The organism is Rhodanobacter ginsengiterrae, from assembly GCF_050026815.1.
Taxonomy (GTDB): domain Bacteria; phylum Pseudomonadota; class Gammaproteobacteria; order Xanthomonadales; family Rhodanobacteraceae; genus Rhodanobacter; species Rhodanobacter ginsengiterrae.
Map to the genome: position 1 here is coordinate 35,211 of NZ_JALBWO010000037.1, position 17,984 is coordinate 53,194.

Consider the following 17,984-nt stretch of genomic DNA (forward strand, 5'->3'; position numbering starts at 1 on the left):
GCGCGTGGCGACGGGGTTCCGTCGCCACGCGAATGAGGTCAGTAGCGGACGTTGAAGCTGACCATGCCGAACGCGAAGATCAGCCAGCCGAGATAGATCGCCGCCAGCGCCAGCAGGGTTTCGCCGGCCAGCACCCAGCGTGAGCGGCGCGGGGCCATCCAGCTGCGCACGGCATGCACCACCACCGCCAGCGCGCCGAGCAAGCCCAGCACACCGAGCACATAGAGCAGGTACAGCCACGGCGTCATCGTGCCCTGCAGCAGCATGTCCTCGCTGATCGACGAGGCAACCAGCAAGGCCATCCAGCCGGCGATGTCGACAAACAGCAGCAGCACGCCTAGCCGCGACAGCAGGCGGGAACGACGCTGCGCCACATCCAGAACCAGTGGCCGGCGATAGTGGCGGCGCACCCAGCCACCGATGCCCCAGCTCAGCAGCGCCACGATCAACGCGAGGAAGGAAAGACCCAGCCACAGACTGACCGTGCCCATCGAGCGCGCCGCGGATACGCGCTGGAACACGAACACCGGCGCCTCGACATCGGTAGCCCAGTACTGGATGGCGCCGTTGCCGTCGGCGACGAACTTCAGGTGCGCGTCACCGTTGACCTCGCGCCAGGTCAACGGACCCACCTCGCGCCAATGCAAGGGTTTGCCGGCGTAGTTGTTCCAGGCGGAGACCACGATGGTGCCGTCTTCCTGCGCGACGACGCTGGTTTGTCCGAGCAGGTACAGCGCCCGCAGCGCGCTGTCGTTGCGCCGGCTCGACTCGTACCAGCCGGCGACATGGGCGGCGTCCGCCTTGGCGGTGGCCAGCGTCGCCTGCGCAGGTGCGGTGTACGGGAAGTAGCGATCGAGGAAGGACTGGAACACCGCCTTGCGGATCACGTGCGCGCCACCGGCACTGCCGGCGCTGTTGAACGACATGAACACGCCGACGTTCGCATCGAGCATCAGGTGCAGATCGCTGTGGAACACCATGGTGTCACCGGCATGGCCGATGATGCGCTGCCCGTGGCTGTCTTCCTGATAGAAGCCGAGGTCGAAACCGTTCAGACCCGGCGCCGCCGTGTGCTGCGGGCTGTGCATCAACTCTGCGGTGGCCGGCTTCAGGATCTGCGTGTCGCCGAAGCGACCGCCCTGCAGCTGGGCGATCATGAAGTTCGCCATGTCGGTGGCCGAACTGCTCAGCGCGCCGGCCGGCGCGGGGTCGACCGGTTCGAACGGTCGTGGCTTGCCGGCGGAAACACTTTCGTAGCCCTTGGCCATCAGCGGCGCAAGGTTGGCCGGCAACGGTTGCGCAAAGCTCGAATGCGCCATCCCCAGCGGATCGAAGATGTGATGCTTGATGTACTCGTCGAACGGCTCGCCGGACACGCGCTGCACGATATAGCCGGCCAGTCCGCAACCGTAGTTGGAATACGCCACGATTCCGCCAGGCGCATAGATGCGCGCCGGGATGTGCGACTTCAGGTATTGCTCCAGATTGACGTCGGCGGTGGACGCCGGCAGCAAACCTCGAGCAGTGTCCTCGAAGCCACCAGTGTGGGTCATGAGGTTGCGCAGGGTGATCGGCTTGCCGTCACGCGGCGGGATCTTGAAATCAAGGTAGTCGTTGACGTCCTTGTCCAGATCCAGCTTGCCCTGCTCCACCTGCTGCATCACCGCCGTCCAGGTGAACAGCTTGGAGGTGGAGCCGGGCCGGAACAGCGTGGTTTCCGGCGAAGGCGCCGCGCGCGTTTCCAGATCGGCGTAGCCGTAGCCGCGGGCGAACAGCAGCTTGCCGTCCTTGACCACGCTGATCACGCCACCGGCCACGTCGCCATTCTTCAGGGCGTACGGAACCAGGCCGTCGAAGAAGCTCGACAGATCCTCCGCGGTCAGCGCATGCGTGGCGCCGTCGATAGCCGTCGCCGCGACAGTCGCCGGCACGGAAGGCGCTGCGGTGGGTGTCGTTGGCGGCACCGACGGTACCTGCGCGGTGCTGATGCCCACGACGAAGGTCAAGGCGATCGCCGCAACGAGTTTCGCGTAGCTGTTCATGCAATCACTCCAGAAATGACTCGTTCGAGACGGCAGCTCAGAAATTGACGGTGGCCGAAAGTCCGACCGTGCGTGGCGTGACATAAGTGGCGGCGAACGGGCTCGCGGTCGGGTCGGTGGTCTCCGGACCGATCGAAGTGAGACCGCGCTTGTCGCCCAGATTCTTGACATACGCCTTGAACGTCCACGCGCCGTGGTTGACGCCTGCGCGCAGGTCCACGCCGCTGTAGCTCGGCATGGTGTAGCGCGGACCCGGCGCCGTGGAGAAGTCGGACAGGCGCGAACCGACATAGCGGTAGCTGCCGCCGACAAATGCGGACCAGCCATCGGCCAGCGGGAAGTCGTAGTCGATGCCGAAGTTGGCATTCCATTTGGGCACCGAAGGCAGGCGATCGCCCTTGTAGCCATAAAGCCCCGCCGGGGTGTCCTCGGACAACTGGGCGTCCGTCCAGGTCGTATTGGCGGTGAGCATCAGCCCCGGCGCCGCCGCATACTGCCAGCTGCCCTCGAAGCCCTGGCTCTGCGCCTTGCCGCCATTGCCAAGGAAGCTGAACCCCCCGGCAAACGAGGTCAGCTGGATCTTGCTCCAGTCGATGTAGAACGTGGCCAGATCGAACGTCATGTGCCGGTCCAGCAAGGTCGACTTCAGGCCCAGCTCGTAGCTCACCAGCTTGTCGGGACCGAAGGTCACCGGCGCACCCAGGCCCGGCGGCACGCCGACGTTGGGACCACCGGGCCGGAAGCCCGAAGCGACGCGCCCGTAAGCCATCAGGTTCTCGCTGAACTTGAAGCTCGGATTGAACAGGAAGGTGGTCGGACTGTCCGAGCCCTTGATGGTGAAGTTGCTGTCGCCGACCAGGATGCCGGTGCCGGTCTGGGTAAAGGTGGTCTTGTCGCTGCTGTAGCGCGCCCCGAGCAGGATGCTGAAGCGATCGGTGGCGTGCCAGGTCACGTCGCCATAGCCTGCCCATTCGGTGAACACCGCCGGGCCCACCGCGATGTGGCCAAGCGTCAACGGGAAGTCGATCGGCGTGCCGGCGTTCGCATCGAACAGCAGCACGTCCTGCACGTTGTGGGTGTGCTCGCGCGTGTAGAAAACGCCGACGCGCCACTCCAGCGTCTGGTCTTCGCGCGACTGCAGGCGCAGTTCCTGGGTGAACTTGCCCAGCGACATCGGATTGCGGATCGAGAAGCCCGCATCGGTCAGGCCCAGCGCCGGACCGAGGATCGGGCCATAGGCCGCCGTGACGTCACCGTTGTAGCCGCGATCCAGCGTGCCGTAGCTGGTCGACGACACCAGTTTGCTCCAGCCGAAATCGGCGTTGATCGACGCGTCGTACAAGCGGTAGCGCACATCGAACTGGCCGGTGCCGGGGGCACGGCTCTGCTTCAGGTCGCCGTGGATCGGCTGCAACCCCAGCGGATCGACATCCACGCCATTGTTCGCCAGCGCATCGCCGGTGAGGTTCTGCGCCAGCGCGGACAGCCGCAGCGAGAACCGGTCGCTGGGCGTCCACAGCAGCTGCGCCCGGCCACCGCGAACCTTGGCATCGTTGACGTCCTTTTCGCCGGTGGCCACGTTGTCGACGTAGCCGGCGTCGTGGCGGCTGTACGCATTGACCCGCAGCGCGAGCTTGTCCTGCACCAGCGGCAGGTTGATCATGCCGTGCGTGTCGAAACCGTCACCGCCACCGGCAACACTGCTGGCGCCCGCCTGCAGGCGGCCGGCGAAACGGGTGCTGTCCGGCGGCGTGGTGACGAACTTGAGCAGGCCACCCAGGGTATTCGCTCCATACAAGGTACCCTGCGGACCGCGCAGGACTTCGATGCGCTCCACGTCGTCCGGATCGATGTCCGGGGTCAGCACGCTGCCCGCCGCGTACACAGTGCTGGAACCGTACGGGGTGTCATCGATATACGTGCCCACCGTGGCGTTCGGCGTATTCGCGCCGGAGGTGATTCCGCGCAGTACCAATTGCGTCTGACCCGGGCTCAACGCAACGGTATTGAGTCCCGGAATTTGCGTGGCGTAGTCGGCAAAGCTCAGCGCGCTCTGGCGTTCGAGCTGATCACCCGACAAGGCCGAAACCGCCATCGGCACGTCCTGCAGGCGCTCGCTGCGCTTGTTGGCGGTGACCACCACCGTGCTCAGATCCGTGGTGTTGGGCGCCGCTTTCTGGCGCGCTTGCCCGCCGGCCTGAGCCAATGCCGCACCCTCACCCGGCGTACCGGACTGGTTGCTGACGCCGTCACTGCCCGGCGCCGATTGCGCCCACGTGCTCACCGGAAGCAACAGCGCAAGGGCGACAGCCATGCTGAGGCTTCGCCGGCCGCGATAGGGATGATGCAGTTCCATGACGTACTCCCCCGAGATGGTCCAGTGGACAGCCCACGATGCAGTGTTATCTCTTTATCATTTGAATGTCAATGGTAGTTTTCTACCATATGTCGCAGACACCCCGTGGTTGGGACAGCCGGACGCATTGCGTCGCGCTTGGCACATCACGTGATTGCGCATGGACGTAAAGCAGTCCAATCGATCGCGACATCAACCAGGCAAACGTGCAGAATGGCGATCGCCGGAGCCGCCGCGCTCCCACCGGCCAATCGGAACGGACCACACCGATGCTTCCCACGCCAGACGACGCCATCATCATCGGGGCCGGCCCGGCCGGCCTGGCCTGCGCAGCCACCTTTGCGCAGCGCGGCCTGCAAGCCACCGTGCTGGAGAAAGGCGCGAGCATTGCGCCGGTCTGGCATCGCCACTACCAGCGGCTGCACCTGCATACCGATCGCAGCCACTCCGCCCTGCCCGGGCTGCCGATGCCGCGCGACTATCCGCGCTACCCTTCGCGCACGCAGGTCGTCGACTATCTGGACGCTTATGCATCACGTTTCGGCGTGCGACCGGTCTTCGGCAGCGCGGTTCAACGCGTGCGCCGTCAGGACCATTCATGGTGCGTGGAAACAGCCTACGCCCACTGGACCGCGCCGGTCGTGGTGATCGCCACCGGCTGGGCCGATTTTCCCCATCGTCCGCACTGGCCGGGCATGGACGGCTATCGCGGTGAGATCGTGCACAGTGGCGAATACCGCAACCCCGCACCGTACGAAGGCAAGCGCGTGCTGGTGGTGGGCTTCGGCAATTCCGGCGGCGAGATCGCGCTGGACCTGGCCGAAGCCGGCATCGACGTCACGCTGGCCGTGCGTGGTGCGGTGAACATCCTGCCGCGGGAGATGCTGGGATTGCCGATCCTGACCTGGGCGATCGCGCAGGCGTGGATGCCGCCGCGTGTGGCCGACTTCATCAATGCGCCGATGATCCGCCTCGCCGTCGGCCCGACCCGGAACCTGGGACTGACCCTGCTGCGCAAGGGGCCGCGCCAGATGATTGCCGAGGACGGACGCGTGCCCTTGCTGGACGTGGGCACGCTGGAGCGCATCCGCGACGGCTCGATCAAGGTGCGCGGGGGAATCGCCGGCTTCGCCGGCGACATCGTGGCGTTCATTGACTCACCGGCCGAGCCGTTCGATGCGGTGATCCTCGCCACCGGCTTCCGGCCCGACCTGCGTCCGCTGCTGCCTGACCTGCCGCACGTGCTCGATGAGCACGGCCGGCCCCTGGCCACCGGCCGCGCCACCGCGGAACCCGGCCTGTTTTTCTGCGGCCATACCGTGTCGCCCACCGGCCAGCTGCGCGAGATCGGCATCGAGGCGAAACGCATCGCCATGCTCGCCGCCCAACAGCTGCAGCGACGCTGAGAGGCCGGCACTACCCACCAGGTTTGCAGAAGGCATACGCTGCGATGACCACTCAACCACGTCGGCTCGAACAGGGGAACACGCATGAACCATCGCTCGCTGCACCACGTTCTGGCCAGCTGCCTCGCCATCGGTCTGGCAGGCATGTCGCTGCAGGCTTCGGCGCAAGCGGCGGCGAAAGCCGCGCCCCACGCGCTCGTTTCCGCTCCACCCGCCGGCGCTCGCGCCGCGATGCAGACCATGCAGATTCCCAGCCATGGCGCGCTGATGAACGCGCTGGTCTACGTCGCCGCCGGCACCGGACCGCATCCGGTGGTGATCCTGCTGCACGGCTTTCCCGGCAACGAACGCAACCTCGATCTGGCGCAGGACATGCGCCGTGCGGGCTGGGACGTGCTGTATTTCAATTACCGCGGCTCGTGGGGTACGCCGGGCGACTTCTCGTTCGCCCACGGCATCGAGGACACCGCCGCCGCGATCGCCTATCTGCGCCAACCCGAGGTGGCCAAGGCACTGCGGCTCGATCCGCAACGCATCGTGCTGATCGGCCACAGCATGGGCGGCTTCATGACCGTCGAGGCGGCTGCCGCCGACCCGGCCATCAAGGCCTTCGCCACCATTTCCGCGGCGGACATGGCGGGGCGCACGCAGGCACTCGTCAGCAAGGACGGTGAAGCGCAGGGCATCAAGGCCATGAGCAGCGGACTGGCCAACGAAGGCATGGCGCCGTTGAGCGGCTGTACACCCGACGGTTTGGCGCGCGAACTGGCCGTCCATGCGTCCGACTGGAATTTTTCCTCCAGGGTGCACGCACTGAAAAACCGCACCGCCCTCATCGTCACTTCCGACGATGGACTCGCACCGGCGAACCAGGCCTTCGCCGCCGACCTGCGCAAGGCCGGCGACAGCCACGTCGAAACGGTGCACCTGCCCACCGACCACGCGTATTCCGATCGGCGGCTTGAGCTGTCGAAAGCGGTGTTGACGTGGCTTGCCAAGCTGCCAAGGTAGTCACCAAGCCAGCCTTGCGATCAGGCTCGACCGCGTAAGCATCAGCGGACGTCGCACGCATGGAGTCCATGTCAGTCCGTGTGGTGCTTGACACCCCTACCCGCTCCGGGGGGGGCTGGAGAAACGCCGAGAAAGCCGGGAATGAAACGCGTCGGAGCCTGCTCATGAAACCTGCCAGAATCACCGCCATCGCGCTCGCCTTCGCCATCTTCTCCGGCACGGTCGCCGCCTCCTCCGGCTCGCTCAACGCGTTTCCACCCAAGGTGCTGCCGGTACTGGTGCAGGTGAACGCCCATGGCAAGGTGACCGACGCCTCGCCAGCCCTGGAGCTGTCACCCCAGCTGCGTCGATTGCTACACCGGAATCTGGACGAGATGATCAGCGCGCCAGCCACCGACAAGCATGGCCGCGCGATCTCCAGCCAGTTCATCGTGAATCTGGCGTTGCAGGCGGCGCCACGCACGAACGGCAACTACGACGCCCACTTCACCTTCATTTCGACCGCACCGGTGCCAGCCGGGTCCTGGTACTGGGTACACATCGATGGCCACCGGCTGGCGCTCGCCCGGCAGGGTTCCAGCGTTGGGGAGCGGCGTGTCCGTTACCAGCACGAACGCCATGAATCGCCCTACCAGCACAGCCATGAGCGGGCGCCGACACCGCCCGTCGACAACACCTTCCGCAGTGCTCCCGCAGCCTCGCCGGCGCGCAGCCCCGCCCAAGGTCGCTGAGCCAGGGTCGCCAGGCAAGAAGCAAAAGCCCGCCGATTGGCGGGCCTTTCGTATGGGCAACCTGTCACCCGGCTTGTCGTTGCAAGGTGGTCGAACGATCTTTCGGCCAACCCTGCATGATCAGCCCCCCGACAGAAACGAGGCGAGCCCCCAATCAGCCATCCCGCGGAATATCCGCCGCGAGCGGCGCCACTGGAAATGGCAGGCGACGCCATCCCGGAAGCCATCAAGAACCGCACAAACCGTGTCGGCGGATTCGGCCAACCGGTTATGCCAGACTTTCCCGCGCTTCCCAATCCACCAGCGAGCATCCGACAACCATGTACCTGCCCCGCACCATCCTGCTCGCCACGCTGCTTGCCTGCGCCCCGGCACTGACCCACGCGACCGAAGTCGCGCTCAAGCCGGCACAGATCGCCGCCATCGATCGCTATGTGGCCGCCGAAATGGCGCGCGAACACATCCCCGGCGCGGAAGTCGGCATCTACCGAAACGGGCAAGCGGTGCTGACCAAGGGCTACGGCCTGGCGAATGTCGAATGGAATGCCCGCGTCACGCCCACCACGCCGATGCAGTCCGGCTCGGTCGGCAAGCAGTTCACCGCCACCGCGGTGATGATGCTGGTGGAACAGGGCAAGCTGAAGCTCGATGACAGCATCACCCAATACTTCCCCGACGCACCGGCAAGCTGGAAGCCGATCAAGGTAAAGAACCTGCTGTCGCACACCTCGGGCCTGGCCGAATACGAAGACCCCTCGCGCATGCAGCCCGGCGGCCTGTTCGACCAGCGCCAGGACTTCACCGAAACGCAGTTGGTGAAGAAAATCGAAACGCTGCCGATCGAGTTCAAGCCCGGCGACGACTGGGCCTATCGCAACACCAACTACGCCCTGCTCGGCGTGCTGATCCACAAGGTCAGCGGCCAGGATTACCGCGACTACATGCATGAGCACATCTTCGCTCCGCTCGGCATGGTCGCCACCCGCGGCATCTCCGATCGCGACATCATCCCCGGTCGCGCGGCCGGCTACGAGCTCGTTGCCGGGCAGCTGAAGAACCAGGCCTGGGTGTCACCCAGCCTGAACTCCACCGCCGATGGCACGCTGTACTTCAACGTCGTCGATCTGCAGAAGTGGGACCGTGCGCTGTATGGCACCACCCTGCTCAGCCGCCAGTCGCTGGACACGATGTGGACCCCGTTCGTGCTCGACAACGGCAAGCCCAACGCCAGCCACTACGGTTTCGGCTGGGCTACCGACCGCATCAATGGCCATCGCGTGATCCAGCACAGCGGCGCATGGCAGGGCTTCACCTGCACCATCAACCGCTACGTCGACGACAAGCTCACCGTGGTGGCGCTGACCAACCTCGACGCCGGCCACGCCAGCCCGGTCTACCTGTCGCACGTCATCGCCGGGCTGGTGCAGCCGGCGCTGATGCCCAAGCCGAATGCCGCGATCGCGGACCGCAAACCCGAGATCACCGCGCACGCGCGCGAGGTGCTGAAAGCCATGCTGGCCGGCAAGAACATCGCTGGCGAATTCAGCGCCGACGCCGGCTACGCCTTCGACCCCAACGACGCCGTCGACATGCGCAGCCAGCTTCCCGCCAGATGGGAAGCTGCACCGCTGGTGCTGATCAAGCGCAGCGAACACGAAGGCGCGGTGCGCTCGGTCTACCGGGTGGGCCCGCAAGGCGACACCCGGATCATGCTGGTGGAGCTCGATGCCAAGGGCAAACTGCTGGATCTGGCAGTGAAGGCCGACCCGGACAATCGCTAGCAGCTGCGACGCAACGCCCCCGTCGACCGCGCCGGCCGCGCGACGCGAAGCCGGGCGCATGTGGGCAAGCCCGACATCGCGTCCGGCACCCATTGTCAGGTGGCCATGAGCGGCCGGCTGATTCTTTCGCGTATCAGGACGATGGCGCGATGCCATCCAGCTCGGCAATCACATCCGCACGCAACTGAAGATCGGTCGCCGCCAGATTCTCGCGCAGATGCCCGACCGATGAAGTACCCGGAATCAGCAGCATGTTCGGCGCGCGCTGCAGCAGCCACGCCAGCGCCACCTGCATCGGTGTCACCTGCAGCCGCGACGCCACCTCGGACAAGGTCCGTGATTGCAGCGGCGTGAAACCGCCGAGCGGGAAGAACGGCACGTAGGCGATGCCCTGTTTGCCGAGGGCGTCGATCAAGCCATCGTCATCGCGGTGCGCCAGGTTGTAGTGGTTCTGCACGCAGACCACCGGCGCGATACGTTGCGCTTCGGCAATCTGGTTGGCAGTGACGTTGCTGACACCCAGATGGCGGATCAGGCCCTGCTGCTGCAGTTCGGCCAGTGCGCGGAACTGCGGCTCGATGCTGCCTTCGCTCGGTGCATGCACGGCGCCCATGGTGCGCAGATTGACCACATCCAGCACATCCACGCCGAGGTTGCGCAGGTTGTCGTGCACCGCCTGCGTCAGTTCGGCGGGGCTCTGTGCGGCGTTCCACGAACCATCGTCGCCGCGCACCGCACCGACCTTGGTCACGATGACCAGATCCCCGGCATACGGATGCAGTGCCTCGCGAATGATCCGGTTGGTGACGTGCGGGCCGTAGAAGTCGCTGGTGTCGATGTGATTGACGCCCGCCTCACGCGCCGCACGCAACACCGCCAGCGCGGCGGCGTGATCGCGAGGCGGACCGAACACGCCCGGGCCGGCAAGCTGCATGGCGCCATAGCCCATCCGGTTGACCGTGCGGTCGCCGAGCAGAAACGTGCCGGCTTGTTCAAGCTGACTCATGATGAATCTCCGTGGGCTGTCGATGGTGGGGAGCAACCGACTATAGGCGCACGCTGCACGCCTGATAATCCGCCACAATCCGCACGGGCCGTACGGAGCGCCGAACAGTGGCAGCAGACACGCAAGATCTCATCGCCTTTCTCGCCGTGGTGCAGGCCGGCGGCTTCCGCGAAGCGGCACGCAGCGGCCATGGTTCCGCGTCGCAATTGAGCGAAGCGGTGAAGCGGCTGGAGACGCGCCTGGGCGCGCGCCTGCTCCATCGCAGCACCCGCAGCGTGTCGGCCACCGAGGCGGGCCAGCGTTTGGCCGAACGACTGGCCCCGGCGCTGGCCGAAGTGCAAGCCTCGCTCGACGTGGTCAACCACTACCGTGACCACCCCGCCGGCACCTTGCGCCTCAACGTGCCCGCCAACGTGGCGCGCACCGTGCTGCCACCGATCATCACGCCCTTCCTCAAGCGCTATCCCGAGATCCGGCTGGAAGTGACCGTCGAAGACAGCTTCGTCGACCTGCTCGCCGCCGGTTGCGACGCCGGCATCCGCTACGACGAGCGCCTTGCGCAAGACATGATCGCCGTGCCGATCGGCCCGCGCATCCAGCGACTGGTCACCGCCGCCGCACCCGCCTACCTGCAAGCCCACGGCCACCCCGAACACCCCCGCGACCTGCTGCAACACGCCTGCCTGCGCGGCCAGTTTTCCGGCGGCGCCGTGCCCGTCTGGGAGTTCGAGCGCAACGGCGAAATCGTGCGCATCGACCCGCCAGCGCGCCTGCAGGTTCGCCAGGGCGCCGCCCTCGACCTCGCCGTGCAAGCCGCCATCGACGGCCTCGGCATCATCCACCTGTTCGAGGACTGGCTGCACCCGCATTTCGAAAGCGGCGCCTTGCTGCCCGTGCTCGAACCGTGGTGGCAAAGCTTCAGCGGGCCGTTCCTGTATTACTCGGGAAGACGGCAGCTGCCGGCGCCGTTGCGGGCGTTTGTGGATTTTATTCGCGAGGGGTGAGCTGCGTTGAATACACATTGTCATCGCGCCAGCCCTTCAGCTTTGCTCGACCGCGAAAACGTGCGACGTTGCGAGGACGGTCAGGCTCGCGGGCACATTGGCAGGACATGGTGCTCTATACCAATCACTGTATGCCGGCCAGCGATCACTCATTCGTCATGTATCGCCTCGATTAGCAGCGCCTCGTAGGCATCCCAACGCGTGCCAAGCCCCACCAGCCACCACGAGATCAGGTAGGCAAGAAACAACGCCCACAACAGCAGACCGCCGACCATGTGAACTTGCCCAAACGCCTGCCAGTCGCCAAAACGCCAGTCCTTGAACTGCAGGTAGAGGATCGCCAGCAGCGGCAGGACGCCCAGTCGTTGAACGCTTCCGGTGAAAAGTCCCATGCGATACGCCAGCGACGACTTGCGCGCACTCAGGTAGCGCAGCCGTCGCGCTAGCTGCGGCCTCGGGAAGCATCGCAATTCGGCCACTATCAGGCGCCACTGCTCATAGTCGTGATCCAGCTCCTGCGAGACCTTGTCGTTTCTGCGATGGAACGTGTGCCACTCGCGGCGAACAAAATAGCCAAAACCGATCAGCATGGAGATCAAGCAAAGCGCCAGGTCGGCTTGAAGAAACCGCAACGCCGCCACGGTTTTCACAAAAGGCGCAGCGACACACGCGACCGCCAGTAACCCCAAAGCCATCAACGTGGCGCAGCGTTCCAACCTGCCCGGCTTTTCATCGGCGATTTCCCGGACGTACCTCTCGATCTTCTTCTCGATCAGCGCATAGCTGAGTGCTTCGTCGCCCATTTGCATCCCTGCCAGTCCAAGCGCTCATTCAGCGCGCGACGCCTAGCGTAATGCAGACGACTGCCCGCGGTTGAGTCAGCACTAACATCAGCCTTACCTCTGGCCTCGACGGAGCAAAACACGCATCCTGGTCGAAGAGTGGATCAACAGAACAGGGGCGCTCACGATGGATGCACACCATACTTTCGAGGAGGCCTTTCCAAGTTCGGGCAACTGGACGGAAGAACAGCTCAAACTCGCGATCAGCATCTATCTGCATACGCCTTTCGGCCAACTACACAAGACCAACCCGGAAATCGTCCGCACCGCCGCACTCATCCGACGCACGCCGAGTGCGCTGGCGATGAAGCTCAGCAACTTCGCCAGCCTTGATCCTTCGATCATCGACAGCGGCCGCAAGGGGCTCGCCGGTGCATCTGCGCATGATCGAAAGATATGGGACGCCTTCCATGAGGACTGGGAGCGCCTCGCACTCGACTGCGCAGCACTACAGCAGCAATTGACGCATGCCATGAACTTTGCGCCTGGCGGCGTGCGCGACGATCCTGCGGATGACCTCACCGACTTCACCGGGGAGACGCGCGTTGCACTGGTACAACAACGGGTCAAGCAGGATTTCTTTCGTCGCACCGTGCTCGCCAGCTATCGCTACCAATGCTGCATCTCAGGCGTCAGCGATCCTCGACTGCTGATTGCCAGCCATATCGTTCCGTGGAGCCAGGACAAGGCCAACCGCCTCAATCCACGCAACGGCCTGTGCCTTTCCGCCATCCACGACAAGGCCTTCGACAACCATTTGTTCACGCTCAGCGAAGACCTGCGCGTCGTGCTGTCAAAGCGCCTCAAGGCCAGCCGCGATGATTTCCTGAGAGACGTATTCCTTCCCGTGGAAGGCCAACAAATCGATCTACCGGAACGCTTCCGACCCGACGCCACGCTGATGGCGTCTCATCGTGATCGCACCCTGCACGGTGCGTGAGCGCACCGCGCGTCCGTGATGAGGGATGACCCGCCCTATTCCGTTACGGGCGTCAGAAAAAGCCGGAAACACGTCGGGCGCCCGGCGGCGCAGCATCGCCCCTGCACTACTCGATCCGCCGTCACTCAGCGCCAGCTCAGCACTGGTAGTCATCAATGAAAAATCATTCGGCTTGGATGTAGCGCCAGTCGGCCTCGATGAACTTTTACTCGGCGTCGCCACAGCTCAGGCCGTGAACGGCTTTGCCGCGGCGCGGCTGCCGTGGACGTCTGGGAAACGGGGGTGCAAGACGTCGCATATATCCTGGGCGCCGTCGCAGCTGTGACGGGCGGTCTCGCGCATGCCCTGGTAGTACACCAGTTGCGCAACCAACACCTCGATGGATACCAGCTGCACCGCAAAGGGCAACAACCACCTCCGCGGAGACCGATCCTTCACCACCACGGCCGCGCCCATAAAGCCGGGGATGCGATTGGCGTTACTCATTCAACACTCCTTCTAGCCATGCCCCAACGGAGGCCCAAGGAGCTTGGCGATCGTCAGGCGCAGGTTAGGCCGTGATGTGGTGTAGCGTATGGATGACGGGCTATCGGAGATGTCGATAACTGCCGGCCCTGAACGATTTGGCCGATTTCGGCCAACAACGGTCATTCGAAAGTACACTCTGACCGGATTTAAAGGCTCAGCGCTTCACGTCAGTCTCGGCTGTCCCTCCAACGTCGCCGGGATGGCCTCGAAGGGGCCGGCACTCAATTCTTGCAGCTACCTCAGTTCTGTTCTGGTGAAGGTCCATCCTCGGACTTGAGATGGGGCGACCAACTGGCTAATAGCGCCTCAGCGAGGTGGACATTCTGACCCTCTCTGGTGCTCATTTCCGCCAGCCAGTCGGAAATCGTTTGTCGAGTTTCTGGAGCGGCTCCGGTGACCAGAGGTGCGAGAGCGACTGCATAGGTGATCAAGTATTCGCGTGCTCCCGGCTGGGTGTAGAACGGCGGGACGAGTAGGCGGATGAATTCGTCCGCTCTCTCGTCGAAATGGCCTTCAGTGATGAGCGCATCGCCGCCCAGCCCCAGGATCGGCACAAGTCCGGTCGCGGGCGGGGCATTGATGATGCGGTCGCGCAGCGTTCTTAGAAGCGTTTGGCGGTTCGACGGTGCTAGGAACCCGCCGAGAAGGAACCACCGCTCCAGCCAATCCTGGGATGGTGGTTCAAAAATCTGATCCATCGCCATCGTCAGGGGTACTGCAAGCTTTGGGATCGCGATGGATCGCGATGACCGCTGCCTAAGCTGATTGACAGCTTGCATGGCGATATTTGGATTCGCAATTGCCTCCGTCCAAGTCTCGGAAGGGATCTCCTCTACCAAGGCCGCGAGCGCCTCGCCGGGACGTTCCGCGCGGCCCGGGTTCTCGTCGTGAAGAATTTTCAGTGCGGCCAGGGAACTCTGATCAATTGGTCGAGCTGCCAGTGATCTCCAGAAGTCATCTGTTCTGGCCAGAAGCTTCAGCAGACTATTGAAAGAGTCAAAGCCAAGCACCCCTTGCAGTTCATCGTACCGCGCAAAAAGCTCGCGCCCGGTGAAGTCGTCGACTTGTTCGTGTGCCACACGCCGGGAGAGAAGCTGGCTGAGTAGAAGCCCTGTAGATGGGGAGGTTAGGGTGACCCTTGCAAGCGCACCGAAGGTCACGGCCGAAGGCTCGCTAAATTCGCGGAGCGCGGATTCGAGTGGCTCGACCAGATCTCCGACGAGCAGGGGCAACGGCAAGGGAGTCGAAAGTAAGGGGTACTGTGTCGGCTGGAGGAGTATGAGAAGCGCAGATGACCGGGTGAAGGTCTCCGGCGTATCTGGCGTCCAGGACTCCGTGACAATGGCAGCCAGCCGGCCAGTACTTACAAGACTTGAGGCCGCCGCTACTGCATTCGGATCATTTGTCTTTCTCCCGAATCCGATAGCGAGCAACGTCGTGGCGGCACCCGGAGAATTCACCGTGGCGAGGTTTTGCGCCGCAGCTTCATAGAACGCGGCGCTGAAGGCATTATGTCGTGTCTGAACCACGGCCATGAAGCGTCGGTCCATCTCTTGGGGCAAGTTCGTATTGAGGCCATTGAGGAGGACAACGCCAATTTCATCCGTTAATGCGCCGCTTTTCAGGCGATTAAGGACTCTAGGACGATCTATGCAGATCGCTGCCACGCGGACGAACGTTTCCGGGTTGTTCGGGATCACAAGTTCATCGAAGCCCTCGATGATTTGGGGGTAACTATCATCGACTTGGTTGAATAGGGCGCCAAGCTGATCAGCCAAATTTGGATCGGAAGCAGCTGGAGAGCCGATGACATGCGAGATGGTCGAAGCAAGGATCAAGTGCCTCTCTCTATCACTGGACCGCTCGAGCAAGTGACCTACCGCTTCCCGCTCGACGACCCCTAGGCCAACCCACATTGCCGTGTGATCGAAAGCCTCCTGCAAGAGCTGCCATTCTTCCGACAGGTCGACCGAAGACTCCGATGTAGCGCGCGCTAGAACGTTGATGGTGCTCATAACGGCATCGGGTGCGAGATTTTCGGTATCGCGTAGCTTCTGCACTATGCGATGGAAGACAGGATGAAAGCCAGGGGACTGTGTCAGCGAGGAAAATTCCTTGTCGCTGTTGGCGGCAATAGCGCTGCGGAGAGGGCCTTCCAGTAGGACCTGGTACGCCTTTGTCGGGTCAACCCCATAGTGGAGCGCGGCAACTGATCTTTGCCAGTCGGGGTCATATCGGCCAATTGACGCATGAGGCACGACGATTTCCGTCTGCAGTGCTTTGTCGAAGAGATCTCGGAAGGTGCAGTAATAGGCAACGGAAGCGAATGGGACGCCTGCGCCTTCCCACTGTTCCCACGTTACGCCAATTGTATTGAGCAGCGTGTTTATTCGCCGTGGCGTAATGGGCCGGACCGGCATCTGGAGGAATTGCGCATCCAGGAAAGCCGTTGTCTGGCGAACCCAAGTCTCTTTGAGGTCTGTACCAAATAAAACGGTCATTTGTGAACGAAGGTAGGATTGCCAGTCTGTCAGGACCGGACGAGTGATGCGGAAAGTCAGGTCGAACGTTTTTTCCATGAAGGCCGAAGCACGGCTATTTGCATCGCCGACCGATGACTCCCCGTAGATCTCTTGCACGGCTTGTTCGTCAAGTGGAAGGATGACCGTTGGCAGTTCAGTGTTGTCCTTTTCGTCAAGGGATTCGGCAGCGCCAAGAAAAAAGCTTCGGATCGTCGACCACATTTCAATAGCTTCGTCAGGTGGAAGCCTATCCAGGTTGTCAACGACGAATACAAATCGGCGATTTTTTTTCGCTACCGCATGCATGATTGTCCGAAAAATCTTCTGGAATTCGATCGCGGTCGGAACCGGGTCCCGCGTCACACTGTTCTTGTGGCTGGTGATTTCCTTGCTCATAAACATGGCAAGGATCGATTGGCCTTCCATCGGCTTCCGGTGCTTTGCAAGATTTTTTTTCGTGAAGTACCCGTCATCCCACGGTTTACGGACAGGACGCCACGCGAGGTAGACACCGAAGGACGCCAACACTGGCGCGATGAGCAGAACCGCACCGATGACCATTTTCCACGGGAAGCCCGGCGTACCGTGGAGGGCATCTTCGATGCCGGCCTTCATGAGAAGGGAAGCTCCGAAGGGGGATAGCAGAAGTGAAAAGAAGATGGCCGCCCCGCCAGTAGTAAAGAGCGGCGTCTTAGTAACCAGTGTGTCTTCGATTTGCCCGTTCAGTTGATCCAGCTTCCGCTGCCATTCGCTGCGTAAAGTCAGGCCCTTCGAAATTAGGAAATGAATCAATTCCTGGAGAAAGGCCCGTCGAGGCGGATCGTTCTGATGAACCCAAGCGTCGTAGGTGAACACATGGCTTTCTATCCCCTCGTCGGCCCTGAGCTCCTGCTCTAGAAAGCCGACAACGGTCGATTTTCCGCTGCCCCATGGACCTATTAATCCCACCACCTTGAGGTCTGGGTTTGCGCGAATGGCATTTGCCATACCCTTTGCGATGCGCTTGTGTGCTCCAAACTTGTCCTCGAGTGCAGGTTCGTCCCGGAGATAACGGCGGGTGGATGTGTGCCTGGACGGCGTATCTGCATCCATGGACTGATTCCTTTTGAGAGTACCCAGAGGTTACGTCGACATGGAGGTGCTTGCCAGCAGTTTTGATGGCGGCGCGCTAGACAACAAAAGGGCGTCCAACTCAAGCTCCGGCGCATGCGCAGGGACGTGCTTCGACCTTGGTGCGTGTTGCTACTAAATGTGTAACCACCGGGCAAAAGCTGAAATGGATCCCATGACGTATGGCCGCCGAACCAAATTCCGTTAGGCGCCGGAGATTTAGGTCAATGCCTGCTTCGGGTCGAAGGCGGACGGCCAGCAACCACAACTTACGTCCAGAGGACGTTGCCCGCGTAGCGAGCGCATAGAGTGCGGGCCAGGATGGCCCGCCGCTCTTCCCGGGTCCCCTGTGCGGCGGTGAGTCGGGGACGACAGGCCGCGTAGCGGGAGTCGACAGGACGTCGACTCCTTTTCGCACGGGCAGGCGACGGCATGGATGCCAGAGTTGAGGCAACGCAGGAGCGGTTGCCCGATGCCCGTTCGAAAAGCCCGGCCCCGGCTCACGGACTTGTTGGGCAGGAAGCCCAACAAGCGCCAAGCGGGGTGGCCTCTCTTTGGGCCACGTTTCTCTGGCCACATGTTTGGACCGGGGACATGGGTAACAGGTGTGCCAGGACATGGGTTACACCTCACCGCTGATTTCTAGCGCGGTGGAGGTGTTATTTCATGGCTTGGAAGGAAACCACATCAATGACTCTGCGAACT

12 protein-coding genes are annotated in these 17,984 nt (G+C 63.0%); 6 read left to right on the forward strand and 6 right to left on the reverse strand.

Features of this window, described 5'->3' with window-relative positions; genetic code table 11:
- Positions 1 to 38: 38 nt before the first annotated feature.
- Complete coding sequence (locus ACQGNJ_RS02225; protein ID WP_426687598.1) at positions 39 to 2,042, reverse strand: serine hydrolase domain-containing protein; 2,004 nt, start codon at positions 2,040 to 2,042, stop codon at positions 39 to 41.
- 37 nt (positions 2,043 to 2,079) lie between these two features.
- Positions 2,080 to 4,398, reverse strand: coding sequence for a TonB-dependent receptor (locus ACQGNJ_RS02230; protein ID WP_426687599.1), 2,319 nt, complete (start codon positions 4,396 to 4,398; stop codon positions 2,080 to 2,082).
- Positions 4,399 to 4,667: 269 nt separating this feature from the next.
- Between ACQGNJ_RS02230 and ACQGNJ_RS02235 the strand changes: the two genes are divergently transcribed.
- The 4 genes from ACQGNJ_RS02235 to ACQGNJ_RS02250 all read left to right on the forward strand — a co-directional run bounded on the left by ACQGNJ_RS02235 (position 4,668) and on the right by ACQGNJ_RS02250 (position 9,327).
- Positions 4,668 to 5,804, forward strand: a complete 1,137-nt coding sequence (locus ACQGNJ_RS02235) for a flavin-containing monooxygenase (protein ID WP_426687600.1) — start codon at positions 4,668 to 4,670, stop codon at positions 5,802 to 5,804.
- Between the two features lie 84 nt (positions 5,805 to 5,888).
- Entirely contained in the window at positions 5,889 to 6,815 is a 927-nt protein-coding gene (locus ACQGNJ_RS02240; RefSeq protein ID WP_426687601.1) for an alpha/beta hydrolase family protein, read from the forward strand.
- A 164-nt stretch (positions 6,816 to 6,979) separates the two neighbouring features.
- On the forward strand, positions 6,980 to 7,546 hold the full coding sequence (locus ACQGNJ_RS02245; protein ID WP_426687602.1) for a hypothetical protein: 567 nt from the start codon (positions 6,980 to 6,982) through the stop codon (positions 7,544 to 7,546).
- Positions 7,547 to 7,866: 320 nt separating this feature from the next.
- The gene (locus ACQGNJ_RS02250; RefSeq protein ID WP_426687603.1) at positions 7,867 to 9,327 is read left to right on the forward strand and encodes a serine hydrolase domain-containing protein; all 1,461 of its coding nucleotides are present in this window, start codon (positions 7,867 to 7,869) and stop codon (positions 9,325 to 9,327) included.
- A gap of 133 nt (positions 9,328 to 9,460) precedes the next feature.
- On the opposite strand, the gene ACQGNJ_RS02255 is transcribed toward ACQGNJ_RS02250, so the two are convergent.
- Entirely contained in the window at positions 9,461 to 10,333 is an 873-nt protein-coding gene (locus tag ACQGNJ_RS02255; RefSeq protein WP_426687604.1) for an aldo/keto reductase family oxidoreductase, read from the reverse strand.
- Positions 10,334 to 10,440: 107 nt separating this feature from the next.
- On the opposite strand from ACQGNJ_RS02255, the gene ACQGNJ_RS02260 reads away from it, so the two are divergent.
- Complete coding sequence (locus ACQGNJ_RS02260) at positions 10,441 to 11,337, forward strand: LysR family transcriptional regulator (RefSeq protein WP_426687605.1); 897 nt, start codon at positions 10,441 to 10,443, stop codon at positions 11,335 to 11,337.
- A 149-nt stretch (positions 11,338 to 11,486) separates the two neighbouring features.
- Here ACQGNJ_RS02260 and ACQGNJ_RS02265 read toward each other — a convergent pair whose 3' ends face one another.
- Positions 11,487 to 12,140 (reverse strand): hypothetical protein, encoded by a 654-nt coding sequence (locus ACQGNJ_RS02265; protein WP_426687606.1) that lies wholly within the window; start codon positions 12,138 to 12,140, stop codon positions 11,487 to 11,489.
- A gap of 166 nt (positions 12,141 to 12,306) precedes the next feature.
- Here ACQGNJ_RS02265 and ACQGNJ_RS02270 point away from each other — a divergent pair, with 166 nt between their 5' ends.
- On the forward strand, positions 12,307 to 13,119 hold the full coding sequence (locus tag ACQGNJ_RS02270; protein WP_426687607.1) for an HNH endonuclease: 813 nt from the start codon (positions 12,307 to 12,309) through the stop codon (positions 13,117 to 13,119).
- Positions 13,120 to 13,344: 225 nt separating this feature from the next.
- On the opposite strand, the gene ACQGNJ_RS02275 is transcribed toward ACQGNJ_RS02270, so the two are convergent.
- Positions 13,345 to 13,605 carry a hypothetical protein gene (locus tag ACQGNJ_RS02275; RefSeq protein WP_426687608.1) on the reverse strand — a complete coding sequence of 87 codons (261 nt, stop codon included), beginning with the start codon at positions 13,603 to 13,605 and terminating at the stop codon, positions 13,345 to 13,347.
- Positions 13,606 to 13,886: 281 nt separating this feature from the next.
- Complete coding sequence (locus tag ACQGNJ_RS02280; RefSeq protein WP_426687609.1) at positions 13,887 to 17,261, reverse strand: KAP family P-loop NTPase fold protein; 3,375 nt, start codon at positions 17,259 to 17,261, stop codon at positions 13,887 to 13,889.
- Positions 17,262 to 17,984 lie beyond the last annotated feature (723 nt).